This window comes from Alistipes sp. An66 (assembly GCF_002161445.1).
Classification (GTDB): domain Bacteria; phylum Bacteroidota; class Bacteroidia; order Bacteroidales; family Rikenellaceae; genus Alistipes; species Alistipes cottocaccae.
In genome coordinates, this window is the sequence record NZ_NFHT01000006.1 from 143,896 (window position 1) to 168,748 (window position 24,853).

Consider the following 24,853-nt stretch of genomic DNA (forward strand, 5'->3'; position numbering starts at 1 on the left):
ACTTTGCAAAAATACATGAAGCCTATGTCAGCAATTTCTACTTTGGAACCGCGCCTGGTGTGGGAGCAGTTCGATGCGATCACGCAGGTTCCCCGCCCCTCGAAGAAGGAGGGCAGGATCATCGAATTTCTGGTCGATTTCGCCCGGCGGCACAACATCGAATACAAGAAGGACGCCATCGGGAACGTGGTGATGCGCAAGCCTGCGACGCCGGGTTACGAGGACCGCCCGGCGGTGATCCTGCAATCGCACATGGACATGGTGTGCGAGAAGAACTCGGACGTGGAGTTCGACTTCGAGCACGACGCGATCCGCACGCGGATCGACGGCGAGTGGGTGAAGGCCGAGGGGACGACGCTGGGTGCCGACTGCGGCATCGGGATGGCGGCGGCTCTGGCCGTGCTGCTGGACCCTGCGGTGCAGCACGGGCCGCTGGAAGCGCTCTTCACGGTGGACGAGGAGACGGGCCTGACGGGGGCCTTCGAACTGGGCGAGGGGATGCTCACGGGCAAATACCTCATCAACCTCGACTCGGAGGACGAGGGCGAGCTTTTTATCGGCTGCGCGGGGGGCATCGACACGATCGCGACGTTCCACGGCACGATGGAGCCGGCGCCGAAGAACTACGCCTTTTTCCGGGTGGACGTTTCGGACCTGCTGGGCGGCCACTCGGGGGACGACATCGACAAGGGGCGCGTCAATTCGAACAAGACGGTTGCGCGGCTCTTGTGGGACGGGATGCAGTCGTGCGAGCTTCGGTTGAGCTACTTCAACGGGGGCAACCTGCGGAATGCGATCCCGCGCGAGGCCTACGCGATCTTCGGCGTTCCGGCGCGCCTGAAAGACGATTTCGTGAAACGCTACCGGTTGTTCGCCGCGGATCTCGAAGCGGAGTTCCGCTTCCGGGAGCCGAATTTCAAGATCACGCTGAACGAGATGCCGGAGGTCGAGGAGGTGCTCGACGCACGGACGCAGTTCGGGCTGGTCTACTCGCTGGTAGGTGTGCCCAACGGGGTGGTTGCCATGTCGTTTGCGGTTCCGGGGCTGGTGGAGACCTCGACGAACCTCGCATCGGTGAAGTTCGAGGATCGTAACCGCATCGTGGTGACGTCGTCGCAGCGGTCGTCGGTCGAGAGCGCGAAGACCTACGTGATGCAGATGGTCGAGTCGGTCTTTGCGCTGGCGGGTGCCGACGTGGCGCATTCGGACGGCTATCCGGGGTGGACGCCGAATCCCGATTCGCGGTTGTTGCAGGTTACCGAGGAGGCCTACGAGCGGCTCTTCGCGGCGAAGCCGAAGGTTCGTGCGATCCACGCGGGTCTGGAATGCGGCCTTTTCCTGGAAAAGTACCCCGATCTGGAAATGGTGTCGTTCGGGCCGACGCTTCGGGGCGTCCACTCTCCGGACGAGCGGTTGGAGATCGCCACGGTTCCGAAGTTCTGGTCGCTGCTGTGCGAGACGCTGCGTAATCTCTGACGGCGCCTTTGCCGCGGAATAGCTATGCGGGGCTGCAACTCGATGTTGCGGCCCCGTTTTTTGAGAGTTGAGAGTCCTTTGTCATGGAAATGTAACCGACTTGTCGCGCCGCTGCAAAATCTGTTTCAGACCTTTGCCGTCGGAAAAACACGACTTTCGGTTATGAAGAGCCTCCTGCTGACCCTGCTTCTGACCTCCGGCCTGCTGCTGTCGGAATCCACAGCCGCCACGACGGCCTCGGACGCTGTGCCGGATACGCTTCGGACGGCTCCTGCGCTTCCGGCCCGCGGACCGGCCGACACCCAGACCCGGGACTCTGATCCGACCTTCACGGTGCAGCTCCACGGAACGGTCCGTGCGAAATTCGAGTACCAGCCGGAGATCGACAAGGGTCGCTTCGAGGTGCGCAACGCCCGCTTCAGCCTTTCGGGCAGCGTGACGCGGGCGGTGGACTACAAGGCGGAGATCGACCTTTCGGACGAGGGTTCGATCAAGATGCTGGACGCCTATGCGCGGCTGAACCTGCTGGACCGGCGCGTGCGCTTCACGATCGGCCAGATGCGCGTTCCGTTCACGATCGACGCACACCGCTCGCCGCACGAGCAGTACTTTGCCAACCGCTCGTTCATCGCCAAGCAGGCGGGCAACGTCCGCGATGTGGGTGCGACGGTGGGGTGGCGCTTCGGAAAGCGGGTTCCGGTGACGCTGGAAGGGGGTCTTTTCAACGGATCGGGGCTCACCGACCAGAAGGACTTCTGGACCGGGACGTTCAACTATTCGGCGAAGGTGCAGGTGGAGTTTGCCGAGCGGGTCAACCTGACGATGAGCATCCAGAAGACGCACCCGGACCGGGTCGACATCCGGATGTATGATGCGGGGCTTTTCTACGAGGACCGCTTCTGGCATGTCGAGGCGGAATACCTGCGTAAGAACTACGCCTCGGACGCCTTCCCCGGTGTGGATGTGTGGGATGCCTTCGTCTGCCGGAATCTTCCGTTGAGGCATTGCCGGGCGTTGCGTCAGATCTCGCTGCTGGCGCGCTATGACTACATGTCGGACCACAGCACGGGAGTCGCGGACCCGACGACGGGATGCCTTGTTGCGGACGATCCGGAGCGTCACCGCGTGACGGGCGGCGTGACGTTCAGCCTGGGTCTTCCCTTCCGTGCGGACGTGCGTCTCAACTACGAGGCCTATTTCTACCGAGCGACGGCCACGCCGGCGCTCTCCGAGCAGGACAAGATCGTCGCGGAGTTCATGGTCCGCTTCTGATTGCCGGCCGTTGAAAAACGGCCCGGGGGTTTCCGAAATTGCTATGTTTTGCTATCTTTGTGCTATGCAGGAAGCCGCGACAGGGCCGGACCCGGACTGCGGCTTCGGCAGTCCAGACGATGCAACAAGCCTTTCGGCATATCTCCCGGATTCTCCTCGGCCTGCTGACGACCGCGTGTTTCGACACGCTGTCGATCCTCCCGGCCGCGGCCCAGTCTTATTCCGACGATGAATACTACTACCCGTATGCGGAGCGTGAGGAGCGTCGTCCGCTGCTGACCTCCGACACGACGCTCTTCTACCGGGCGGTTCAGGGCGCCGAGGATCTCTACGGCCGTTATACGGATTTTGCGCTGCCTCCGGTCGCGCTCCGCCGCCGGGGTCTGGACTACACCTCCGAGCGCAACACCCTTTCGGGCATCGGCCTCTCCTACCGTTACTTCACGCTTCTGCGCCTGCTCGGCGCCGAGGAGAACCGCAACCCGGGTCTCCAATCGGCCCCGGGCATGCTTCCGGGTACGGGCGGCGGGACCCTTTTCCGCTTTCCGGACGGGGAGCCGCTGCAACCTTACCTGGTCTCGGTGCGTTTCGCCGACCGCAACTATTGCTTCGGCACGCGGGTTTCGGGCACGGTGCGCCTTTCCGGGGGCTGGCGCCTTGCGGCGGGAGCCGACTTCCGGACGGGCCGCGACCTGCACGTCGAGGGGGTCTTCACGAATGCCGTGACGGCGGGCTTCCGTCTTTCGCGCACCTTCGACGGAGGCGATGCGCTGTCGCTGCTCTGCATCGTGCCCGTTTCGATGCAGGGGATGCGCCTGTCGACCTCGGAGGAGGCCTTCGCGCTCACCGGCGACCGGCTCTATAACCCGGCGTGGGGTTTCCAGAACGGCCGGGTGCGCAATTCGCGGGTCCGCCGCGAGACGCTTCCGCTGACCGTGGCGGCGTGGGAGAGGTCGCTTGCGCCGTCGACGGCGCTGCACCTGACGCTGGGCGCCACCGCGGGCAAGAACCGGTACAGCTCGCTGGGGTGGTACGACGCCCGGACGCCGATGCCGGACAACTACCGTTACCTTCCGAGTTATACGGGCGACCGGGCGACCGAGACGGCGTGGCTCTCCGACGACCCGCACTATACGCAGATCGACTGGGACGAACTGATCCGCCAGAACCGGATGGCGGGCGGGCATGCGGTCTATGCGTTGGAGGACCGGGTCGAGCGGCGCTGGGACGCGACCCTGCGCGCGCTTTTCACGACGGAGGTCGATCGCAGCCTGACGCTCCGCTATGGTGCCGAGGTGCGGCTGGACGACCGACGCAACTACAAGGAGATGCGCGATCTGCTGGGCGCGGACCATATCGTCGACATCGACCAGTACCTGATCGACGACGACACCTACGGCACGCTGCTCCAAAACGATCTCCGGCATCCGGACCGGACGATCCGCACGGGCGACCGCTTCGGCTACGACTATACGCTCACGACGCGGCATGCGCAGGCGTTTTTCGAGGCGGACTACCGCTCGGACCGCTTTCTCGGAGCGTTGTGGCTCTCGCTCGGCCACTCGTCGGTGAACCGCCGGGGCCACTACGAGAAGGAGCTCTTCCCGGGCTCGCAGTCCTACGGACCGTCGCGCACGCTGCGCTTTGCGCCGTGGACGGTGCGTGCGACGGCGGGGTGGTCCTTCACGCCGCGGCACTATGCGTCGCTGACGCTTCTGGCGTCGTCGCGCACGCCCGAGGCGTCGGATCTCTTCTACCAGCCGCTCTACAACAACCGCACGGTCGGTGATGCCCGTGCGGAGCGGAGCTTTGCGGCCGAAGCCGCCTACCGCCTGACGGGCCCGCGGGTGGATTTCCAGGCGACGCTCTTCACGGTGCTGACGCGCGACGGCATGCAGACGCGCCGCTACTACGACGACATGTCCTACGTCTATTGCGACCTCGCGGTCACGGGCATCGGTACGTGGTCCTGCGGTGTGGAGCTGGCCGCCGACATCCGGCTTGCGGATCGCTGGGAGCTGACGCTGGCGGCCTCGGCGGGGCGTTACCGTTACGTGCGGGATCCGGTCGTGACGGTTCTCTCCGACGTGGACAATACGCCTGTGGACCGGGGTTCCCGGAGCCGGATGGGCGGCTGCGCGGTGGGCGGTGCTCCGCAGCTGACCGCCGCGTGCGAACTGTCGTGGTTCGGCCGCCGGGGCTGGGGCGTTCACCTGTCGACGGGCTACGCGGGCCGCCGGTTCGTGGAGCCGATGGCGCTGCGGCGTACGGACCGGCTTGCGGGACAGGGCGGCATCACGCCGGAGGCCTTCGCGGCCTTCACCTGCCAGGAGCGCCTTCCGGACGCCTTCACGCTCGACGGCTCGCTGTTCAAGACCTTCTGGTTTTCGCATTCGCGGCTCACGGTGTCGTTGCTGTTGAAGAATCTGCTGGGCGACAGCGATATACCCTATAACGGTTACGAATCGCTCCGCGTGCGCCGCATCTCGTCGGGCGACGCGACTTACTACACGCCGCACGCCACGCGCTATATGTACCTGCTCCCGCGGACGTTCTACCTTACGATCTCTTACCGATTCTGACGCGGAGATAAAAATCGGATGATTTTTTTGGGATTTCGGTTTTGAATTCGTATTTTGTAGGGGTAAAACCTTAAAAACTTCAACCCATGATTGTCGGAATTCCAAAAGAGATCAAGAACAACGAGAATCGCGTTGGTCTGACCCCTGCCGGGGCCCGGGAGCTCGTGAAGCGGGGACACCAAGTCTATGTACAGGCTTCGGCCGGAGAGAACAGCGGCTTTCCCGATGCGGCCTATACGGCTGTGGGGGCGGAGCTTCTTCCGACGATCGAGGATGTCTACGCTGCGGCGGAGATGATCGTGAAGGTGAAGGAGCCGATCGCTCCGGAGTACAAGCTGATCCGCCGCGACCAGTTGGTTTTCACCTACTTCCATTTTGCGAGCAGCGAGCCGCTGACGCATGCGATGCTCGACAGCGGGGCGGTTTGCTGCGCCTACGAGACGGTCGAGCGAGCCGACGGGTCGCTTCCGCTGCTGATTCCGATGTCGGAGGTTGCGGGGCGCATGGCGACGCAGGAGGGCCGTTACTTTCTGGAAAAGCCGCGCGGCGGCAAGGGGGTGCTGCTGGGCGGCGTTCCGGGCGTGAAGCCGGCGAAGGTCTTCGTGATCGGCGCGGGAGTCGTGGGTACGGCCGCGGCACGGACGGCAGCCGGGACGGGTGCCGACGTAACGATCTGCGACATCTCGCTGCAACGGCTGACCTACCTGGCTGACGTGATGCCGAAGAACGTGAAGACGCTCATGTCGTCGGAGTACAACATCCGCGAGGAGCTGAAACACGCCGATCTGGTGATCGGTTCGGTGCTGATTCCGGGGGCGAAGGCGCCGAAGCTGGTCACGCGGGAGATGTTGAAGGATATGGAGCCGGGGACGGTGATGGTGGATGTTGCGATCGACCAGGGCGGCTGCTTCGAGACGTCGCGTCCGACGACGCACGAGGATCCGGTCTACTACGTGGACGGGATCCTGCACTACTGTGTGGCGAACATTCCGGGTGCGGTTCCGCGCACGTCGACGCTGGCGCTGACGAATGCGACGCTTCCCTACGTGCTGCAACTGGCCGACAAGGGCTGGCAGCGGGCGGCTCGCGAGAATGCGGAGCTGGCTTTGGGACTGAACATTGTCTCGGGGAAGACGGTCTACCGGCCGGTTGCCGAGGCGTGGGGACTTCCCTATGAGCCGCTGACGTTGTAACGGGAGCATTCCGAGTGTATTGCGGCCCTCCGACCTTCGGGATCGGGGGGCCGCTTTCGTGTAAAGAATCGAAATTTGTGGTTTTTGTTTTTGAAAATCTTAAAAAATTATTATATTTGCCAAAGAACGAGCACGTTATGTGAGTGAGTGATGTTTCATTCCGGCAGGGAAAGACGTGCATATCCGTTCGGATTTCAGTTTGGAAACGGGATCTGATTACGGATTGTAAGTGAAAAGCCAGTAAACGGTGGCGTTTGCCGCACGGGAAGCGTGAGGGGGCGTCACTGCATTTTTATCCTTTCATAAAAAGGTTCGAGTATGAGCGAGAGACTGTACATTTTCGACACCACGTTGCGCGACGGGGAGCAGGTTCCCGGTTGCCAGTTGAACACCACGGAGAAGATCGAGGTCGCCAAGCTGCTGGAAGCGCTGGGCGTTGACATCATCGAGGCGGGCTTTCCGATTTCGAGTCCGGGAGACTTCAACTCGGTTCTTGAAATTTCGAAAGCGGTATCGGAGCCGACGATCTGCGCCTTGACGCGGGCCGTGGAGAAGGATATCGACGTTGCGGCGGATGCGCTGCGCCTGGCCAAACGGAAACGGATCCACACGGGTATCGGTGTTTCGCCGCAGCATATCTACGACAAGTTGCGCTCGACGCCGGAGGAGATTCTCGAACGGGCGATCGCGGCGGTGAAGTACGCGAAGCGTTATGTCGAGGACGTTGAGTTCTACGCCGAGGATGCGGGTCGTGCGGACGTGGTCTACCTGGCGCGGGTCGTCGAGGCGGTGATTGCCGCGGGTGCGACGGTGGTGAACATTCCGGACACGACGGGCTACTGCCTTCCGAACGAATACGGCGCGAAGATCAAGTACCTGATGGACCACGTTCCGAACATCGACCGTGCGATTCTCTCGACGCACTGCCACAACGATCTGGGCATGGCCACGGCGAACACGTTGAGCGGCGTTCTGAACGGGGCACGGCAGGCGGAGGTGACGATCAACGGCATCGGCGAACGGGCGGGCAACACGTCGCTCGAAGAGGTGGTGATGACGCTCCGCTGCCACAAGGACGTGGCGATCGACACGGGGATCGACTCTCGCCTGATCACGAAGGCGTCGCACCTGGTTTCGAGCCTGATGAACATGCCGGTCCAGCCGAACAAGGCGATCGTGGGCCGTAATGCCTTCGCGCACTCGTCGGGCATCCACCAGGACGGGGTCCTGAAGGACCGCCAAACCTACGAGATCATCGACCCGCAGGATATCGGCCTGAACGAGTCGGTCATTGCGCTGACGGCTCGGAGCGGACGTGCGGCACTGGTCCACCGGCTGGAACTGCTGGGCTACGACCTGACGCAGGAGGAGCTGGACGCGACCTACGAGAAGTTCCTGGCGCTGGCCGACAAGAAGAAGGAGATCCACGACTACGACCTGTTGTACCTGGTGGGAGACATCGACCGGATGAAACAGCAGTCCGTGGCGTTGAAGTTCTTGCAGGTGACGACCGGGACGCTGGTTCCGACGGCCACGGTGGTGCTGAAATTCGGCGACCACGAGCGGATGGCGATCGCCACGGGCAACGGGCCGGTGGATGCTGCGGTTTCGGCGATCAAGACGCTGATCAACGAGAAGGTGGTGCTGACGGAGTTCCTGATGCAGGCCATCACGCGGGGCTCGAACGACGTGGGCCGTGTCCACGTTCAGGTGGCGTGCGGCAACCGCACGGTACACGGTTTCGCGGCCCATACGGATACGACGCGGGCGTCGGTCGAGGCGTTCCTCGACGCACTCCGCGCCCTGAATGTTACGGAACGCAAGGAAGAAGAGGAGGCGTGATATGGGAAAGACGCTTTTGGACAAGATTTGGGACGCACACACGGTGCGTATCGAGGACGGGGGCCGTTGTGTGCTTTACATCGACCGCCAGTATATCCATGAAGTAACTTCGCCGGTGGCCTTTGCGGGTCTGGACCGGCGGGGGATCGGCGTGGCGCGTCCGTCGCAGATCACGGCGACGGCGGACCACAACATCCCGACTGTGAACCAGCACCTGCCGATCGGGGAACCGGAGTCGCGGCGTCAGGTCGAGGCTCTGGCGGCGAACTGCGCGAAACACGGCATCGAGCACTTCGGCGTGGGGAACCCGCGTCAGGGCATCGTGCACATCATCGGCCCGGAGCTGGGCTTCACGCAGCCGGGGATGACGATCGTGTGCGGCGACAGCCACACGTCGACGCACGGGGCGCTGGGGGCCGTGGCCTTCGGCGTGGGGACTTCGGAGGTGGAGATGGTCTTCGCGAGCCAGTGCATCATCCAGACCAAGCCGCGGACGATGCGCATCACGGTCGACGGGGCGCTGCGCCCGGGCGTGGAGGCGAAGGATGTGATTCTATATATTATTTCGCAGATCACGGCTTCGGGCGGCACGGGCTACTTCATCGAGTTCGCCGGGAGCACGATCCGCTCGTTGTCGATGGAGGGCCGGATGACGGTCTGCAACATGAGCATCGAGTGCGGGGCGCGGGGCGGCATGATCGCTCCGGACGAGAAGACGTTCGCCTACCTGCGGGGCCGCGAACGGGTGCCGCAGGGTGCGGCGTTCGATGAGGCCGTATCGCGTTGGCGGGAGCTTTACAGCGATGCGGATGCGGTTTTCGACAAGGAGTACCGGTTCGACGCCGCCGACATCGCGCCGATGATCACCTACGGCACGAACCCCGGCATGGGGATGGCGATCGACGGCGAGATCCCGGCCGCTGCGGACCCGAAGGCGCTGGAATACATGGGCTTCAAGGCGGGCGAACGGATGCTGGGCAAGCCGGTCGATTATGTCTTCGTCGGGAGCTGCACGAACGGGCGGATCGAGGACCTGCGGCGCTTTGCCGAGCTGGTCCGGGGCCGCCGGAAGGCTGCGGGCGTCACGGCGTGGATCGTCCCGGGCTCGAAGGGCGTGGAGGCGCAGGCCGTGGCCGAGGGCCTGGACCGGATCCTTGCGGATGCGGGCTTCGAACTGCGGCAGCCGGGCTGCTCGGCGTGCCTGGCGATGAACGCGGACAAGATCCCGGCAGGGAAATACAGCGTTTCGACCTCGAACCGCAACTTCGAGGGGCGCCAGGGCCCCGGAGCGCGGACGATGCTTGCGGGCATTGCGGTAGCCGCAGCTGCCGCGGTGACGGGGCGCATCACCGACCCGCGCGAACTTTTCGGATTTTAAAAACACGAACGACATGTCGATACCCAAATTCGAGACCTTCACTTCGGGGGCGGTGCCCGTCGAGGTGGAGAACATAGATACCGACCAGATCATCCCGGCACGCTTTCTGAAAGCTACGGAGCGCAAGGGCTTCGGGGACAACCTCTTCCGCGACTGGCGCTACGATGCGGCGAACCGTCCCGTTGCGACGTTTCCGCTGAACGACCCGCGCTACGGGGGGCAGATCCTCGTGGCGGGGCGGAACTTCGGCTGCGGGAGTTCGCGCGAACACGCCGCGTGGGCCATTGCCGACTACGGTTTCCGGGTCGTTGTGTCGAGCTTCTTCGCGGACATTTTCCGCAACAACGCGCTGAACAACGGCCTGCTGCCGGTGCGGGTCAGCGAGGAGTTCCTCCGTGCGATCTTCGACGAGATCCGCCGCGACCCGTCGGCGCAGTTCACGGTCGACCTGGACAACCAGCTTTTCACGATCGTGTCGAGCGGTGCGAGCACGCCGTTCGAGATCGACGCCTATAAGAAACGGTGCCTGCAAAACGGCTACGACGACGTGGACTACCTGCGGAGCATCTCGGCGGAGATCGAATCCTACGAGCGGCAACGATGCGGAACGACGGAATGACGACCCGGACGGTCGAGATTCTGGACACGACGCTTCGCGACGGGGAACAGACCTCGGGCGTGTCGTTCAACGCGCGCGAGAAGCTGTCGATCGCGCGTCTGCTGCTCGAAGAGCTGCGCGTGAACCGGATCGAGATCGCCTCGGCGCGGGTTTCGCAGGGCGAGGAGCAGGCCGTGCGGGCGATTGCCGAGTGGGCCTCCGGGAAGGGATACGCGGACCGGGTCGAGGCTTTGGGCTTCATCGACGGGGGCGTCTCGGTCGAGTGGCTGTGGACGGCGGGCTGCCGGGTTGTGAATCTGCTGGCGAAGGGTTCGCGTCGCCACTGCGAGGAGCAGCTGCGGCGCACGCCGGCGGAGCATCTTTCGGACGTGCGTGCGGAGATCCTGCGGGCCGCGGAGCGGGGGATGGGCGTGAACCTCTACCTCGAAGACTGGTCGAACGGCATGCGCCGCTCGCCGGATTATGTCTATGCGATGCTCGACGCCCTGGCTGACCTTCCGGTTCGGCGCTTCATGTGCCCCGACACGCTGGGGGTGCTGGACCCCTGCGACACGGAGCACTTCTGCCGCGAAATGACGACGCGCTACCCGTCGCTTCACTTCGATTTCCACGCCCACAACGACTACGACCTGGCGGTTGCGAATACGGCCGCCGCGGTCCGTGCGGGCTTCGGGGGCGTCCACGTGACGATCAACGGACTGGGCGAACGGGCGGGCAACGCGCCGTTGTCGAGCACCGTGGCGGTGCTCCACGACCGGCTGGGGTGCCGAACCGACATCGACGAGTCGCGGATCTACCGCGTGAGCCGCACCGTGGAGTCGCATACGGGCGTGCGGATTCCGGCGAACCGCCCGATCGTGGGCGCGAACGTCTTCACGCAGTGTGCGGGGGTCCATGCCGACGGCGACAACAAGAATGGCCTCTACTTCAACGAACTGCTTCCGGAGCGCTTCGGCCGGGTCCGGGAATACGCCCTGGGCAAGACGTCGGGGAAGGCGAACATCCTGAAAAACCTCGAAGTGCTGGGCATTGAGCTGGACGAGACGGCGATGCGGAAGGTGACGGAGCGGGTCGTGGAGTTGAGCGACAAGAAGGAGCTGGTGACGCTGGACGACCTTCCGTATATCGTTGCGGACGTGCTTCGCTACGACCAGACGGACGCTCCGGTGCGGATTCTGAATTACAGCCTGTCGCTGGCACAGGGTTTGCGGCCCGTTGCGACGCTGCGGATCGAGATCCACGGCGAGCAGTACGAGCAGACGTCGGCGGGCGACGGGCAATACGACGCCTTCATGCGTGCGCTTCGCCAGATCTACCGCGAGCAGCTGGGGCGCCGGTTCCCGATGCTTCGGGACTATGCGGTGTCGATTCCTCCGGGCGGACGGACGGACGCCTTCGTGCAGACGATCATCACGTGGGAGTCGGAGGGGCGCACGTTCCGCACGCACGGGCTGGACGCCGACCAGACGGAAGCGGCGATCAAGGCGACGGTCAAGATGTTGAATATCATCGAAACAAACCATACGAATCATGGAAATCAAGATTGCATTGTTGCCCGGTGACGGCATCGGCCCCGAAATCATCGCGGAGGCCGTGAAGGTTTTGGACCGGGTTGCCGAACGTTTCGGCCATCGGATCAGCTATACGCGGGCGCTGGTGGGCGCTGCGGCGATCGACGCGGTGGGGGATCCCTACCCGGAGGAGACGCACCGGATCTGCCAGTCGGCGGACGCGGTGCTGTTCGGGGCGATCGGGGACCCGAAGTACGACAACGACCCGACGTCGAAGGTGCGCCCCGAACAGGGTCTGCTTCGGATGCGCAAGTCGCTGGGACTGTTTGCGAACCTGCGGCCTGTGGCGCTGTTCGAGGCGTTGGCGGACCGATCTCCGCTGCGCCCGGAGGTGGTGCGGGGCACGGACTTCGTGTGCGTTCGCGAGCTGACGGGCGGCATCTACTTCGGGCGTCCGCAGGGGCGCGACGAAGGGGGCAAAAGGGCCTTCGACACCTGCACCTATACGGTCGGGGAGATCGAGCGGGTGCTGCATGTGGCGTTCCGTCTGGCGATGACGCGCCGCCGCCGTCTGACGGTCGTCGACAAGGCGAACGTGCTGGAAACCTCGCGGCTGTGGCGGGAGACGGCGCAGCGCGTCTCGGCCGAATACCCGGAGGTGAAGGTGGACTACATGTTCGTGGACAACGCGGCGATGCAGATCATCCGCCAGCCGACGCATTTCGACGTGATCGTCACGGAGAACATGTTCGGGGACATCCTGACCGACGAGGCGAGTGTCATCAGCGGGTCGCTGGGGATGCTGTCGTCGGCGAGTGTCGGGGCGGATGCGGCCCTTTTCGAGCCGATCCACGGATCTTACCCGCAGGCTGCGGGGAAGAACATCGCCAACCCGATGGCGACGATCCTCTCGGCGGCGATGCTTCTCGAACACCTGGGTCTCGACGCCGAGGGCCGTGCCGTTCGCGAGGCGGTGAATGCCGCTTTGGCGGCGGGGATCGTCACGGAGGACCTGACGGCCCCCGGGGCACGGCGCTATACGACCTCGGAGGTGGGCGACTACGTGGCGGCTCACGTGTAGCGTGGCGGCGGCCCGGATTTCCTGGGTTTCTGCTGATTTTCTTCCGGCCCCTCCGGCCGCTCGCGGACCCGGATGCTTCCGGTTCTGCCGCACATCGGTTCCTCCCGGCCCCGGTTTCCGGCGGGGGGGGTGCCCGAGTTCCGGAATTTCTCTCTTGTGCAGACCGTTTTCGCGGTCTGCATTTTTTGTACTATCTTTGCAGGCGGAAAACCCGCACCGGCGCCGATTGCCGGCTGCGTCAAATGCAGAAAAGCGTATGGCAGGATCGAATTTCGTGGATTACGTCAAGATTTTCGCCCGTTCGGGACACGGCGGCGCGGGCTCGGCACACTTCCGGCGCGAGAAGTTCGTGGCCTTCGGGGGCCCGGACGGCGGCGACGGCGGCAAGGGGGGCAGCATCGTGCTGGTGGGCGACAAACAGTACTGGACGCTGATCCACCTGAAATACCAGCGCCACCAGTTCGCCGAGGACGGCGAGAACGGCTCCGGGGCGCGCTCTTCGGGCAAGGATGCGAAGGACATCGTGATTCCGGTACCGCTGGGCACGGTGGCGCGGCGCGTGGTGGAGCTGGAGGACGGCACGACGACGCTCGAACCGGTGGGGGAGGTGACCGAAGACGGCGAGCGCCTCGTCCTGCTGAAAGGGGGGCGCGGCGGCCTCGGGAACTGGCACTTCAAGAGCGCCACGAACCAGACGCCGCGCTATGCGCAGCCGGGCGAGGAGGGCGACGAAGGGGCCTTCGTGCTGGAATTGAAGGTGCTGGCAGACGTCGGGCTGGTAGGGTTCCCGAATGCGGGGAAATCGACGCTGCTGTCGGTTGTCTCGGCGGCGAAGCCCAAGATCGCGAACTACGCCTTCACGACGCTGGAACCGAATCTGGGGATCGTCGAGGTGCGCGACCACAAGTCGTTCGTGATGGCCGACATTCCGGGGATCATCGAGGGTGCGCACGAAGGCCGGGGTCTGGGTACGCGCTTTCTGCGGCATATCGAACGCAACTCGGTGCTGTTGTTCATGATTCCGGCCGACAGCGACGACATCCGGCGGGACTACGACATCCTGCTGGGCGAGCTGACCCAGTATAACCCCGAGCTGCTGGACAAGGAGCGGCTGCTGGCTGTCACGAAGTGCGACATGCTGGACGAGGAGCTGATGGCGGAGATGCGCACACACCTGCCGGAGGGTGTTCCGTCGGTATTTATCTCCTCCGTTTCGGGTCTGAACATCCGGACGCTGAAAGACATGCTCTGGGAGGCGCTGCAACGGTAAGCCGTCGGCATCGCCTCACGATTCCGGGTCTGCGTTTGTTCCGACCTCGGCCTTTTCGGCGACGGCGTCGCCGAACCCCCCCCCTTCGTAAAGGAACCTTTCTCCTTCTGTAACAGGGAATTCCTTTTCCCGGAAGGTGACCCGGAGGGTGTATTTTCCTCCGAAATAATCGATCACGCCGGTCAGGGCGCCGTCGCCTTCGGGCAGCGGTTCGGTTCCGTAGTAGCAACTCCACAGGGTCCTGACGAAGAATCGGTTTCCGTCGGAATCGACGATTTCGCGTTCGGTGGAGACGAGACGCCCGGTTTCGGGATCGGTATCGCACCATGCGGCTCCGGTTTCGACGAAGCGTACCCCTTCGAACCGCACGCGGGTGTCGACGTGACGTTCCGTCACCTCCCCGAAGCGCAGGATCCGTATCCGGGGCTCCGTTTCTGCTGTACCGACCGTGCGGAGATAGCGATCGATCTCCTCTTCGGGAATTTCACCGGGTTTTCCGTCGTCGCCGGGTTCCGTTCCGATCTCGATTTTGCCACCGTAATCGCAGAGCGATAGTCCGTTGCATCGGATCTCCACGATGGCTCCGAACGGGAATCGGTCGGCGAGCTGCTGGCTTTCGATGGCGACGGTGATTCCGCCCGTATCGTCCTGGATGATGATCTCACGTAGGAACTCTCCGTACAGATCGTTTGCGACGACTTCGCCGCAAATGGTCGCATCGCGGGCGATGAGTGCGGAAGCAGCTCCGTCGCAGAGGGTTTTGAGCCCGGCGATCGAGATGCGGGTTGCTTCGGGAGTTTGGTCGAAACGGGGTTCGGAGGAGCTGTCGCACCCGACGGCCAGCAGCAGGCTAATGCACGCAATCGTTTTCATCACGGAGTTTCAGCAGGAATCGTCCCTCGCCGGTGTTGTCGTATTGCAGGATGCCGGTCAGCGCGACCTCGCCTACGGGCACGTCGTTTCCGGCGAATGCGGCATAGTTGCGCACGTAGGTGCAGACGGAGTTTCCATCCTTGTCGGAGAAGTTTTTGTATCCGCTCCAAGCGCTTTCCGCGAGCTCTTCGGGGTCGTAATGCAGCCCTTCGATCCGGACCAGGGTTCCGCACCGTCCGACCGTTAGTTCCGGGATGCTCATCGGTGTGGGGACCAGGGGAAGGATGCGTTCGGATGTTCGGACGAGAATCCGGTCCAGTTCGGCTTTTGAACCGATGTAGTCTGTATCGTACCCGCTTCCGGGCGCGGGCGCCTTTCCGACCTGGAGGACGCCGCGGCTTTCGGCCACGGTGAGTCCTTTCAGGTGGAGCGCCACGCGGCATCCGATCGGGAAATCGTTGTGCAGGCGGTCGATTCCGGCCATGATTTCGAGTGCCGCGCCATTCTCCTCGATGCAGATCGTGCGGTAGAAGTTCTGCGCCTGATCGGAGGAGATGACGACTCCGGCGACGGCGATGTCGGTCTCCACGACGAACGGAGTTCCGAGAAATCGGTCTTTGAGTCCGGCGATGGTCTGGGTGACGGACTCTTCGGTCTGCGAGGGGTCCGGACTGCGGAATCCGCTGTCGTAGCACCCCGTTGCCGCAAGAGCCGTCAGCGCGGCGATTGCGGCAGCCTTCGGGAGGGATCTGCGGCAGAGCGGGATCATTTTCGGCGAACGACGGGGGGCGCGGGGTCAGGCCTCGATTCTCGAATCCTTCAGGCCGAGGAAATAGAGTATTCCGTCGAGCCCGATGGTCGAGATGGACTGACGGGCCGTGGCCTTGACTTTCGGTTTTGCATGGAACGCGATGCCGAGTCCCGCGAGGTTGAGCATCGGGAGGTCGTTGGCTCCGTCTCCGACGGCGACGGACTGTGCGATGTTGATCGACTCGAACTGGCAGAGCAGACGGAGGAGTTCGGCCTTTCGGCGACCGTCGACGATCTCGCCGACGTATCGTCCGGTGAGTTTTCCGTTTTCGATTTCGAGTTCGTTGGCGTATACGTAGTCGAACCCGAATTTCTGGCGGAGGTAGTTTCCGAAGTAGGTGAATCCTCCGGATAGGATGGCGGTTTTGTATCCGACCCGTTTGAGGATGGTCATCATCCGTTCGAGTCCTTCGGTGATGGGGAGGTTGCGAGCGATCTCCTCCATGACGGATACGTCGAGACCTTTGAGCAGGGCGACGCGCTGTGTGAAGCTTTCGCGGAAGTCGATTTCGCCGCGCATGGCGCTGGCGGTGATTTCGCGGACGCGGTCGCCGACTCCGGCGCGTTCGGCGAGTTCGTCGATGACTTCGGTTTCGATGAGCGTGGAGTCCATGTCGAAGCAGATCAGGCGGCGGCTTCGGCGGTAGATGTCATCCTTCTGGAAGGAGACGTCGAGTCCGATTTCGGAGAGGTTCATGAATCCCTCCTGCATGGTGCTTCGCTCCTCGTCGGAGAGCGAACCGCGCACGGAGAGTTCGATGCAGGACTTTGCGGCGCGGTTGTCCTCTTTGAGGGGCATTCGTCCGGTGAGTCGTTTGATGGCGTCGATGTTGAGTCCGTGTTCGGCGACGACCTTCGTGACTTCGGCGATGTGTCGGGCGGTTACGGTTCGACCGAGGAGGGTGATGATGTATCGGTTTTTGCCCTGTCTTCCGACCCAGTCGTTGTACTTCTCCTCGGAGATGGGCGTGAAACGGATCATGACTCCGAGTTCGGAGGCCTTGAAGAGGAGCTCCTTCATGATGAATCCGGACTTGTCGGACGTGGTTTTGATGAGGATTCCGAGCGTGAGCGACTGATGGATGTTGGCCTGTCCGATGTCGAGGATGAAAGCGTCGTATCGGGCGAGGATTTCGGTCAGCGAGGAGGTCATGCCGGGCTTGTCCTCTCCGGAGATGTTTATCTGAATGATTTCGACGTTGTTCTGCATGGTTTGACGAAGGGTGTTTTGGGCGTTTCGGTAAAAAGCATAGACAAAGTTAATAAAGTTCTGCTTTTTTTGGCTATTTTTGTGCGATAAAAGAGGGAACCGGGAGATCAAAAGCGTATTTCGGACGTATTTTTGCAGCCCGTACCCCAAACGACAGGAACCATGTGGACATTATTTGCAACCGATACTCCCGCGGCGCCGCTCATGGTGCCGGACAGCGTCCAGAAGGCGAAGTTTGCGGAGACCGTCAACCGCCTGATGAATTTGGATTTCAGTGAGATTTCGCGCAATCTGCTGTCGGAGGCGCTGTGGGTTGTTATCAAGATCGTGATTGCGCTGGTTGTTTACTACCTCGGGCGGTGGGTTCTTCGTCGGCTGATCCGGCTGCTGGACGTGGCGATGGAGCGGCGCAACGTGGACCAGTCGCTTCGGGCCTTTTCGCGGAGTTCGGTCCGTGCGGTCTTCACGCTGCTGCTGATTCTGATCGTTGTATCGACGCTTGGTGTGAACGTGACGTCGCTGATTGCGGTGGCTTCGGCGGCGACGCTGGCCATCGGTATGGCGTTGAGCGGCACGGCGCAGAACTTTGCGGGCGGGGTTATGATCCTCTTGATGAAGCCCTACCGGGTGGGGGACTACATTTCGGCGCAGGGACAGTCGGGCACGGTCCGGGAGATCAAACTCTTCTCGACGGTGATCACGACGACGGACAACCAGACGATCTACATTCCGAACAACTCGATCGCGACGGCGATCATCGACAACTACTCGACGGCCGAGCTTCGGCGTGTGGACTGGACGGTCGGGATCTCCTACGGCGACGATGTGGATACGGCCCGGAGTGTGATTCTGGGGATGCTGAACGGCGATGCGCGGATTCTTCCGGACCCGGCTCCGGTGGTGTGGGTTGCGGCGCTGGCGGACAGTTCGGTGAACCTGACGATCCGGGTGTGGACGCGGAACGAGGATTACTGGGCGGTTTTTTTCGAATACAACGAACGCTTCTACAAGGAGCTTCCGAAGGCGGGGATCAACTTCCCGTTCCCGCAGATGGACGTGCATGTGAAGAATGATTGACGGAGGTCTGATACCTCCGCGGACCAATAGGAAATAGAACCAAATCAAGAAGAAACTATGGAATTGAAAGAGATTCTGGCCATTTCGGGCCAGCCGGGGTTGTATAAGTACGTGGCGCAGTCGACGCGCGGCGTGATCGTGGAGTCGCTGCTGGACGGTCGCCGGATGAACGCTTCGGCGAATGCGCGGGTGAGTGCGCTGTCGGAGATTTCGATGTTCACCGAGGGTGACGACATCGCGCTGGCGGATGTTTTCACACGGATTTACGAACATACGGGCGGCAAGACGGCCATCGACCCGAAGTCGTCGCCCGAGGCGTTGAAGGCGGCCTTTGCGGAGGTTCTTCCGGAGTACGACCGGGAGCGGGTGCATGTTTCGGACATCAAGAAATGCTTTTCGTGGTATAACCTGCTGGTGAGCGTGGGCTTCACGGAGTTCAAGCTTCCGGTCGAGGAGGATGCGGCTGCGGAGCAGCAATAAACTTGTCATTGGAATCGTATGGAAAGTCGGATGAAACGGGTTCTGGCGCTGGTTGCGCACGACAACATGAAGCGCGACCTGGCGGAGTGGGTGGACTGGAACAGCGACAAGTTGGGCCGCCACCATCTGGTGTGTACGGGAACGACGGGCAAGATGGTCGAGAAGACGCTTCGGGACCATCGTGCGGAGCATGAGGCCGCGGAAGGCACGGCCCCGGATTTGGAGATCACGCTGTTGAAATCGGGTCCGCTGGGGGGCGACCAGCAGTTGGGGTCGATGATTGCCGACGGAAAGATCCATGCGTTGATCTTCTTCTGGGATCCGATGTCGGCGCAGCCGCATGATGTGGATGTGAAGGCGCTGCTTCGTCTGGCGACGCTGTATAACGTTCCGACGGCGGTGAACCGCTCTTCGGCGGACTTTCTGATCTCGTCGCCGCTGTTCGAGGACGACGACTACAAGCCGGAGGTGAAGGACTATAAGGCTTACATCGAACGGGTTCTGAAATAGGCGCCGGGGCGGGGAAAAATCCAGCCGGGGCCGGGAGATATCCGGAAAAGTTCTGCTGGACCGGCTCCCTGCCGACATTCCGTCCGGATCGTTCCATGTATTAGAAAATCCATCCGTACTCGGATGGATTTTTTTGTACCTTTTGTTTCCGGTCCGGACCGCCGGCCCGGTGTCAGAGATCGTGGGAGAGGGGTGCGGGCACGGCCCGGGAGAGATCATACCCGCCCCAGCGCTCGGCCACGCAGTCGAGCGTGGCGAAGAGTTCGTCGATGTCGAGCGACGTGACGAGTTTCAGGCGTGTGGACTTGAAGTCGGGCAACCCCTTGAAGTAGTTGGTGAGATGTCGCCTCATTTCGAGAATCCCGACATGAGGGCCCTTGATTTCGAGCGACTTGCGGAGATGCTCCTTGGCGATGGCGACGCGCTCCACGACCGACGGCTGGGGCAGGATCTCTCCCGTAGCGAGGAAATGCTTGATTTCGCGGAAGATCCAGGGGCGGCCGTAGGTGGCGCGCCCGATCATCACGCCGTCGACGCCGTATCGGTCGAACATCTCGCGGGCCTTGGGCCCCGAGTCGACGTCTCCGTTTCCGATGATGGGGATGCGGATGGCGGGGTTGTTCTTGACGGCGCCGATGAGGGTCCAGTCGGCCTCTCCGCGGTACATCTGGGCGCGGGTGCGTCCGTGAATGGTGAGCGCGGCGATCCCGACGTCCTGCAAGCGGAGCGCGATCTCCCCGATGTTCTTCGAATTGTCGTCCCATCCGAGGCGGGTCTTGACCGTCACGGGGGTATGTACTGCCCGGACGATCTGTCGGGTCATTTCGACCATGAGGTCGGGGTTGCGCATCATGCCGGAGCCGGCTCCGCGCCCGGCGATCTTCTTCACCGGGCATCCGAAATTGATGTCGATGATGTCGGGTCGGGCGGCTTCGGCCATGCGTGCGGCCTCGACCATGGGCTCGATCAGATGGCCGTAGATCTGGATGCCGACGGGCCGTTCGGCGTCGTCGATTTCGAGTTTTTTGAGCGACTTGGCGGCGTCGCGGATCAGCCCGTCGGAGGAGATGAATTCGGTGTATACGACATCGGCGCCGAAGCGTTTGCACATGTATCGGAACGAGGGGTCGGTGACGTCCTCCATGGGTGCGAGCAGCAGGGGCTGTTCTCCGAGGTCTATGTCGGCGATTTTCATGCTTCTTCGGGTTCTTGCGGACGGTGGGTGACGAGTATTTTGTCGATTCGGGCTCCGTCCATGTCGACGATTTCGAACGAGAAACCGCACCATTCGAGTTTTTCGCCCGTTGCGGGGATATGTCCGAGCAGGTCGAGGATCAGACCGCTGACGGTGTTGTAGGCATTGGCGGGGAAGTCGTCCTCGACGCCGAACGCGGCGAGGAAGTCGTAGAAGGGGCACTGCCCGTCGACGAGTGCGCTACCGTCGTCGCGTCGCACGATGTCGGGTTCCTCGCGGGGGTCGGGGAGTTCGCCGACGAGCGCCTCGAAGATGTCTTTGAGGGTGATGATTCCGCGGGTGACACCGAATTCGTCGCAGATGATTCCGTACCCGAGCTGTTCGCTGCGGAGCTGTTCGAGGGCGTTGTAGACTTCGAACTCCTCGTGGAAGAATTTTCCGGGAGTGATCAGTTTTCGGATGTCGAATCCGGGCTCGGCCAGATGGAGGAAGAGGTCTTTGAGGTAGACCACGCCGAGGATCCTGTCGAGGCTTCCGTCGCCGACGGGGTAACGGTTGTGGGGGGCCTGCGCGACGATTCCGTGAATCTGTTCGGGCGTCATGGCGACGTCGATCCATGCGATTTCGCTGCGGTGGGTCATGATCGACTTGACGGTCCGGTCCCCGAGCGAGAAGACGCGTCCGACGATCTGCTGTTCGACCTGCTGCACCTCGCCGTCCTCGGCACCCTCCTGGATGATGGATCGGATTTCGGCCTCTGTGACCTTGCTTCCGGACTCCCGGAGCCCCAGCAGCCGGGTCACGGCGGCGGTGCTTTTTGCGAGGAGCCAGACGAAGGGCGAGGCGATGGCAGCGAGGAGTCCCATGGGGCGCGCTACGATCTTTGCGGCGCGTTCTGCGGCGTTCATGCCGATGCGTTTGGGGACGAGTTCGCCGAAGATGATGGTCAGGTAGGTGACGACGATGACGATGGCGACCTGTGCGATGACGGTTGCCGTCCGGACGGGTATTCCGAGGGTGGCGAGGCTGGTTCCGAACCTGGCGGCGAGGGTATCTCCGGAGTAGATACCGGTAAGGATTCCGATCAGGGTGATTCCGATCTGCACGGTGGATAGGAATCGGTCGGGGTCTTTGGCGAGTTTGAGGGCTTTTCGTGCACCTTTGCTGCCCTGCCGGGCCTGCATTTCGAGGTTCGACTTCCGGGCGGAGACGAGAGCCATTTCGGACATGGCGAATACTCCGTTGAGGAGGATCAGGATGACGATGATGAGAATTTCCATGTGTCGGTTCGGGGTATTTCGGAAGACAAAGATAATGCAAGCGGAGCGAAAAGCCAAAAGAAAGGGGTGCAGGCGATTGGTTATTCGGTGAAAAGCGTTAAATTTGCGGTCGAAAATCAAAAGGACATGAATATCGAGAACTATATTTCGGGAGCGGTTCGGCAGGCGGTCGAGGCGCTTTACGGGGAGCTCGGCGGGGAGCCGTTGCAGATCCAGAAGACACGCCGGGAGTTCGAGGGCGACTATACGCTGGTCACGTTCCCGCTGCTTCGCCGGAGCCGGAAGTCTCCGGAGGCCACGGCGACGGAGATCGGGGAGTACCTGACGTCGCACGTTGCGGAGATCCGGGCCTATAACGTGATCAAGGGCTTCCTGAATCTCTCGCTGGCGGGTTCGTTCTGGGCGTCGCGCTTCACGGAGCTGGCTGCCGACGACCATTATGGGGAGCTGCCCCCGACGGGGCGTACGGTGATGATCGAATACTCGTCTCCGAACACGAACAAGCCCTTGCACCTGGGTCATATCCGCAACAACCTGCTGGGCTATTCGGTTGCGCAGATTTTGCAGGCGAACGGCCACCGGGTGATCAAGGCGAACCTGGTGAACGACCGTGGGATCCACATCTGCAAGTCGATGCTGGCGTGGAAGCTCTACGGCGGGGGTGAGACTCCCGAATCGTCGGGCATGAAGGGCGACCACCTCGTGGGGAAATACTACGTGGAGTTCGACAAGCACTATAAGGCGCAGGTGAAGGAGCTGATGGCCGCGGGCCAGACGGAGGAGGAAGCGAAGAAGAACGCACCGATCATGCGCGAGGCGCAGGAGATGCTCCGCAAGTGGGAGGCGAAGGACCCGGAGGTCTACTCGCTTTGGGAGATGATGAACGGCTGGGTCTACGCGGGCTTCGACGTGACGTACAAGGCGCTGGGCGTGGATTTCGACAAGGTCTATTATGAGTCGCAGACCTACCTTCTGGGCAAGTCGCTCGTGGAGGAGGGCTTGCAGAAGGGGGTCTTCTACCGCCGGGCGGACAACTCGGTGTGGATCGACCTGACGGGTGACGGACTGGACGAGAAGCTGCTGCTGCGCGGCGACGGGACGTCGGTCTACATGACGCAGGACCTGGGCACGGCCTACCGGCGTTTCGAGGACAACAAGCTCGACGACATGATCTACGTCGTGGGCAACGAGCAGAACTACCACTTCCAGGTGCTGAAACTGGTCTTGAAGAAGCTGGGCTACGCCGAGTGGAGCGACCACATCACGCACCTGTCATACGGTATGGTGGAGCTCCCCGAAGGGAAGATGAAGTCGCGTGAGGGCACGGTGGTGGATGCCGACGACCTGATTGCGGACATGGTGCAGACGGCGCGTGAGATGTCTGCGGAGTTGGGCAAGCTGGACGGCTGCACGGAGGCGGAGGCCGACGCGGTCTCGACGATGGTCGGACTGGGAGCCCTGAAATACTTCATCCTGAAGGTGGACCCGAAGAAGACGATGCTGTTCGACCCGCGCGAGTCGATCGACTTCAACGGCAATACGGGCCCGTTCATCCAATACACGCACGCACGGATCTGCTCGGTGCTTCGGAAGGCTGCGGAGAGCGGGGTAGCGGTTCCTGCGGGGATCGACTCGACCGTTTCGCTGCTTCCGGAGGAGACGGACCTGATCAAGACGCTGACGGAGTACCCGGCTGCGGTGAAGGCTGCGGGCGACAACTTTGCGCCTTCGCTCATCGGGGCCTACGTCTACGACCTGGCGAAGCAGTTCAACGGCTACTACCACGACCATTCGATCCTCCGCGAGGAGGACGCTGCGGTTCGGGGGATGCGGCTGGCGTTGGCGCAGCAGGTTGCGCGAGTGATCCGGCGAGGGATGTCGCTGCTGGGCATCGAGGTTCCGGAGCGGATGTAGGGAATCGGAAACGATGGAATGCGGAGACCTTCGCCGGAGGGTCTCCGTTTTTGTTTGGGGGAGCGTTGGATTTGTGTGGTACGAATGTTGCGAAGCAGGGGAGACGTAACCAACACTCAACAGATGTGAAAACAAACGTAAGAATCATCGCACTCACGGTTGCGATGTGTGCCGCTGCCGGGGCGACGGCGCAGACGACGAGCCGGACGACGACTCCGGCGGCCGATACCGTGCTGCTTTCGGAGCGGGTCGACGGAGACTATCTCGTGCGGACGTATCGGATCCAGAACACGGAGGACGTGGATTACTCGATCCGCTATCGGATCAGCGTGGCGAAGCTGAATGCGGCCCTGAACGGGAATACGGCGGCGCTGGATGAACTGAACGGCTTCGTGAACGGGCTGATGCAGGACACGACGAAGAAGGTCCGCCAGGTGATCATCACGGGCTATGCGTCGCCGGACGGACCTGCGGCCTACAACGCGAAACTTGCGATGCAGCGAGCGACCGACTTCAAGGGTTATGTGGATCAGAAGTACGGTTTTTCGCAGAAGTACGCCGTGACGGTGAATTCCGTGGTCGATGACTGGGCGATGTGCCGCAGTGCGGTTTCGTCGTCGACGATTCCGGATCGGGCGTGGGTTTTGCAGATCATTGACGGGCCGCAGAGTTCGAGTGCAAAGGAGCAGATGCTGAAACGCAACGCGGGCGTCTGGAACTACCTGGCGCAGGAGATTCTGCCTCCGATGCGGCGTGTGGAGGTGATGATCGACTACGACACGTCGCGGATCGTCGAGCAGCGGACGCTGATCCAGCGGCCGAAACCGGCTCCGAAGCCGGCTCCGGCACAGGATTATGTGGTTGTCGAGGAGAACGTGAACGGCGTGATCGTAGAGATGCCGGAGAAGGAGTTCCGCGAGGAGCGGCGGGAGATGAAGCAGGACGAGAGGGCGGCCGCGCGGATTGCGAAACGCGAGGCGCGGGAGGCCGCAAAGATTGCCCGGGCACAGGAAAAGGCCGCGAAGAGGATAGCGAAGAAGGAGGCGAAAGCCGCGAAGAAGGCCGCGAAGGCTGCGAAGAAGACCTATAAGGATCTGGAAAAGATGTAATGAACGCTGCGCGAAATGAGGAGCCCGGCCTGAAAAGGCCGGGCTTTTTACGTGTGCTATAACAACAGATTCGCTACATTAGCTTGCCGCATTTTTACGCTCGTCGGGACGGGTGGTCCCGCCCCTTGGCGCTGGCCGTTCCCCGACCGATGAGCTTAAAAGTGTTAACAG

The 24,853-nt window shown here is 62.3% G+C and carries 20 protein-coding genes; 15 read left to right on the forward strand and 5 right to left on the reverse strand.

Going from position 1 to position 24,853, the window contains the following annotated elements:
* Nucleotides 1-24 precede the first annotated feature (24 nt).
* The 10 genes from B5G16_RS06225 (at nucleotide 25) to obgE (ending at nucleotide 14,224) form a co-directional block, all read left to right on the forward strand.
* Complete coding sequence (locus B5G16_RS06225) at nucleotides 25-1,476, forward strand: aminoacyl-histidine dipeptidase (protein ID WP_087262299.1); 1,452 nt, start codon at nucleotides 25-27, stop codon at nucleotides 1,474-1,476.
* Between the two features lie 162 nt (nucleotides 1,477-1,638).
* Nucleotides 1,639-2,748: a porin gene (locus B5G16_RS06230; RefSeq protein ID WP_087262301.1), complete on the forward strand. Its 1,110-nt coding sequence runs from the start codon at nucleotides 1,639-1,641 to the stop codon at nucleotides 2,746-2,748.
* Between the two features lie 119 nt (nucleotides 2,749-2,867).
* Complete coding sequence (locus B5G16_RS06235; protein WP_239406000.1) at nucleotides 2,868-5,330, forward strand: TonB-dependent receptor; 2,463 nt, start codon at nucleotides 2,868-2,870, stop codon at nucleotides 5,328-5,330.
* An 86-nt stretch (nucleotides 5,331-5,416) separates the two neighbouring features.
* Nucleotides 5,417-6,523, forward strand: a complete 1,107-nt coding sequence (gene ald / locus B5G16_RS06240; protein WP_087262303.1) for an alanine dehydrogenase — start codon at nucleotides 5,417-5,419, stop codon at nucleotides 6,521-6,523.
* 318 nt (nucleotides 6,524-6,841) lie between these two features.
* On the forward strand, nucleotides 6,842-8,365 hold the full coding sequence (locus tag B5G16_RS06245; protein WP_087262305.1) for a 2-isopropylmalate synthase: 1,524 nt from the start codon (nucleotides 6,842-6,844) through the stop codon (nucleotides 8,363-8,365).
* Nucleotide 8,366: 1 nt separating this feature from the next.
* A complete protein-coding gene (gene leuC / locus B5G16_RS06250) occupies nucleotides 8,367-9,743 on the forward strand; it encodes a 3-isopropylmalate dehydratase large subunit (protein WP_087262307.1) in 1,377 nt (458 codons plus the stop codon).
* 13 nt (nucleotides 9,744-9,756) lie between these two features.
* Nucleotides 9,757-10,362: a 3-isopropylmalate dehydratase small subunit gene (gene leuD, locus B5G16_RS06255; RefSeq protein ID WP_087262309.1), complete on the forward strand. Its 606-nt coding sequence runs from the start codon at nucleotides 9,757-9,759 to the stop codon at nucleotides 10,360-10,362.
* Nucleotides 10,344-11,924, forward strand: a complete 1,581-nt coding sequence (locus B5G16_RS06260) for an alpha-isopropylmalate synthase regulatory domain-containing protein (RefSeq protein ID WP_239406002.1) — start codon at nucleotides 10,344-10,346, stop codon at nucleotides 11,922-11,924. Before leuD ends, B5G16_RS06260 begins: the two co-directional genes overlap by 19 nt.
* A complete protein-coding gene (leuB, locus tag B5G16_RS06265) occupies nucleotides 11,893-12,954 on the forward strand; it encodes a 3-isopropylmalate dehydrogenase (RefSeq protein ID WP_087262311.1) in 1,062 nt (353 codons plus the stop codon). Before B5G16_RS06260 ends, leuB begins: the two co-directional genes overlap by 32 nt.
* Before the next feature lie 256 nt (nucleotides 12,955-13,210).
* Nucleotides 13,211-14,224: a GTPase ObgE gene (gene obgE / locus B5G16_RS06270; protein ID WP_087262312.1), complete on the forward strand. Its 1,014-nt coding sequence runs from the start codon at nucleotides 13,211-13,213 to the stop codon at nucleotides 14,222-14,224.
* A 15-nt stretch (nucleotides 14,225-14,239) separates the two neighbouring features.
* On the opposite strand, the gene B5G16_RS06275 is transcribed toward obgE, so the two are convergent.
* The 3 genes from B5G16_RS06275 to serB are packed head-to-tail and all read right to left on the reverse strand — an operon-like array spanning nucleotide 14,240 to nucleotide 17,117.
* On the reverse strand, nucleotides 14,240-15,097 hold the full coding sequence (locus B5G16_RS06275; RefSeq protein ID WP_204228040.1) for a DUF5689 domain-containing protein: 858 nt from the start codon (nucleotides 15,095-15,097) through the stop codon (nucleotides 14,240-14,242).
* Nucleotides 15,075-15,866, reverse strand: coding sequence for a DUF5689 domain-containing protein (locus B5G16_RS06280; protein ID WP_239406004.1), 792 nt, complete (start codon nucleotides 15,864-15,866; stop codon nucleotides 15,075-15,077). Before B5G16_RS06280 ends, B5G16_RS06275 begins: the two co-directional genes overlap by 23 nt.
* 27 nt (nucleotides 15,867-15,893) lie before the next feature.
* Entirely contained in the window at nucleotides 15,894-17,117 is a 1,224-nt protein-coding gene (serB, locus tag B5G16_RS06285; protein ID WP_087262314.1) for a phosphoserine phosphatase SerB, read from the reverse strand.
* 162 nt (nucleotides 17,118-17,279) lie between these two features.
* Here serB and B5G16_RS06290 point away from each other — a divergent pair, with 162 nt between their 5' ends.
* The 3 genes from B5G16_RS06290 to B5G16_RS06300 are packed head-to-tail and all read left to right on the forward strand — an operon-like array spanning nucleotide 17,280 to nucleotide 19,184.
* Complete coding sequence (locus B5G16_RS06290) at nucleotides 17,280-18,194, forward strand: mechanosensitive ion channel family protein (protein WP_087262316.1); 915 nt, start codon at nucleotides 17,280-17,282, stop codon at nucleotides 18,192-18,194.
* A 57-nt stretch (nucleotides 18,195-18,251) separates the two neighbouring features.
* On the forward strand, nucleotides 18,252-18,674 hold the full coding sequence (locus B5G16_RS06295; protein WP_087262318.1) for a DUF5606 family protein: 423 nt from the start codon (nucleotides 18,252-18,254) through the stop codon (nucleotides 18,672-18,674).
* Nucleotides 18,675-18,692: 18 nt separating this feature from the next.
* Complete coding sequence (locus B5G16_RS06300) at nucleotides 18,693-19,184, forward strand: methylglyoxal synthase (RefSeq protein ID WP_087262320.1); 492 nt, start codon at nucleotides 18,693-18,695, stop codon at nucleotides 19,182-19,184.
* Nucleotides 19,185-19,356: 172 nt separating this feature from the next.
* Here the strand turns inward: B5G16_RS06300 and dusB are convergent, their stop codons facing one another.
* A complete protein-coding gene (dusB, locus tag B5G16_RS06305) occupies nucleotides 19,357-20,379 on the reverse strand; it encodes a tRNA dihydrouridine synthase DusB (RefSeq protein WP_087262322.1) in 1,023 nt (340 codons plus the stop codon).
* The gene (locus B5G16_RS06310) at nucleotides 20,376-21,659 is read right to left on the reverse strand and encodes a hemolysin family protein (RefSeq protein WP_087262324.1); all 1,284 of its coding nucleotides are present in this window, start codon (nucleotides 21,657-21,659) and stop codon (nucleotides 20,376-20,378) included. The genes dusB and B5G16_RS06310 overlap by 4 nt, the downstream gene beginning before the upstream one ends.
* Before the next feature lie 126 nt (nucleotides 21,660-21,785).
* On the opposite strand from B5G16_RS06310, the gene argS reads away from it, so the two are divergent.
* Both argS and B5G16_RS06320 read left to right on the forward strand, forming a co-directional pair.
* Nucleotides 21,786-23,573, forward strand: coding sequence for an arginine--tRNA ligase (gene argS, locus B5G16_RS06315; protein ID WP_087262326.1), 1,788 nt, complete (start codon nucleotides 21,786-21,788; stop codon nucleotides 23,571-23,573).
* Between the two features lie 125 nt (nucleotides 23,574-23,698).
* A complete protein-coding gene (locus tag B5G16_RS06320; protein WP_239406005.1) occupies nucleotides 23,699-24,682 on the forward strand; it encodes a hypothetical protein in 984 nt (327 codons plus the stop codon).
* The last annotated feature ends 171 nt before the right edge of the window (nucleotides 24,683-24,853 follow it).

Bases quoted from the DNA above. Each gene is read 5' to 3' on its own strand.
- B5G16_RS06245 (WP_087262305.1), top strand. From the start codon at position 6,842: ATGAGCGAGAGACTGTACATTTTCGACACCACGTTGCGCGACGGGGAG.
- B5G16_RS06230 (WP_087262301.1), top strand. From the start codon at position 1,639: ATGAAGAGCCTCCTGCTGACCCTGCTTCTGACCTCCGGCCTGCTGCTG.
- ald (WP_087262303.1), top strand. From the start codon at position 5,417: ATGATTGTCGGAATTCCAAAAGAGATCAAGAACAACGAGAATCGCGTT.
- B5G16_RS06280 (WP_239406004.1), bottom strand. From the start codon at position 15,866: ATGATCCCGCTCTGCCGCAGATCCCTCCCGAAGGCTGCCGCAATCGCC.
- leuB (WP_087262311.1), top strand. From the start codon at position 11,893: ATGGAAATCAAGATTGCATTGTTGCCCGGTGACGGCATCGGCCCCGAA.
- leuC (WP_087262307.1), top strand. From the start codon at position 8,367: ATGGGAAAGACGCTTTTGGACAAGATTTGGGACGCACACACGGTGCGT.
- B5G16_RS06235 (WP_239406000.1), top strand. From the start codon at position 2,868: ATGCAACAAGCCTTTCGGCATATCTCCCGGATTCTCCTCGGCCTGCTG.
- B5G16_RS06295 (WP_087262318.1), top strand. From the start codon at position 18,252: ATGGAATTGAAAGAGATTCTGGCCATTTCGGGCCAGCCGGGGTTGTAT.
- argS (WP_087262326.1), top strand. From the start codon at position 21,786: ATGAATATCGAGAACTATATTTCGGGAGCGGTTCGGCAGGCGGTCGAG.
- obgE (WP_087262312.1), top strand. From the start codon at position 13,211: ATGGCAGGATCGAATTTCGTGGATTACGTCAAGATTTTCGCCCGTTCG.
- serB (WP_087262314.1), bottom strand. From the start codon at position 17,117: ATGCAGAACAACGTCGAAATCATTCAGATAAACATCTCCGGAGAGGAC.
- dusB (WP_087262322.1), bottom strand. From the start codon at position 20,379: ATGAAAATCGCCGACATAGACCTCGGAGAACAGCCCCTGCTGCTCGCA.
- B5G16_RS06300 (WP_087262320.1), top strand. From the start codon at position 18,693: ATGGAAAGTCGGATGAAACGGGTTCTGGCGCTGGTTGCGCACGACAAC.
- B5G16_RS06275 (WP_204228040.1), bottom strand. From the start codon at position 15,097: ATGAAAACGATTGCGTGCATTAGCCTGCTGCTGGCCGTCGGGTGCGAC.
- B5G16_RS06310 (WP_087262324.1), bottom strand. From the start codon at position 21,659: ATGGAAATTCTCATCATCGTCATCCTGATCCTCCTCAACGGAGTATTC.
- B5G16_RS06260 (WP_239406002.1), top strand. From the start codon at position 10,344: ATGCGGAACGACGGAATGACGACCCGGACGGTCGAGATTCTGGACACG.
- leuD (WP_087262309.1), top strand. From the start codon at position 9,757: ATGTCGATACCCAAATTCGAGACCTTCACTTCGGGGGCGGTGCCCGTC.
- B5G16_RS06225 (WP_087262299.1), top strand. From the start codon at position 25: ATGTCAGCAATTTCTACTTTGGAACCGCGCCTGGTGTGGGAGCAGTTC.
- B5G16_RS06290 (WP_087262316.1), top strand. From the start codon at position 17,280: ATGTGGACATTATTTGCAACCGATACTCCCGCGGCGCCGCTCATGGTG.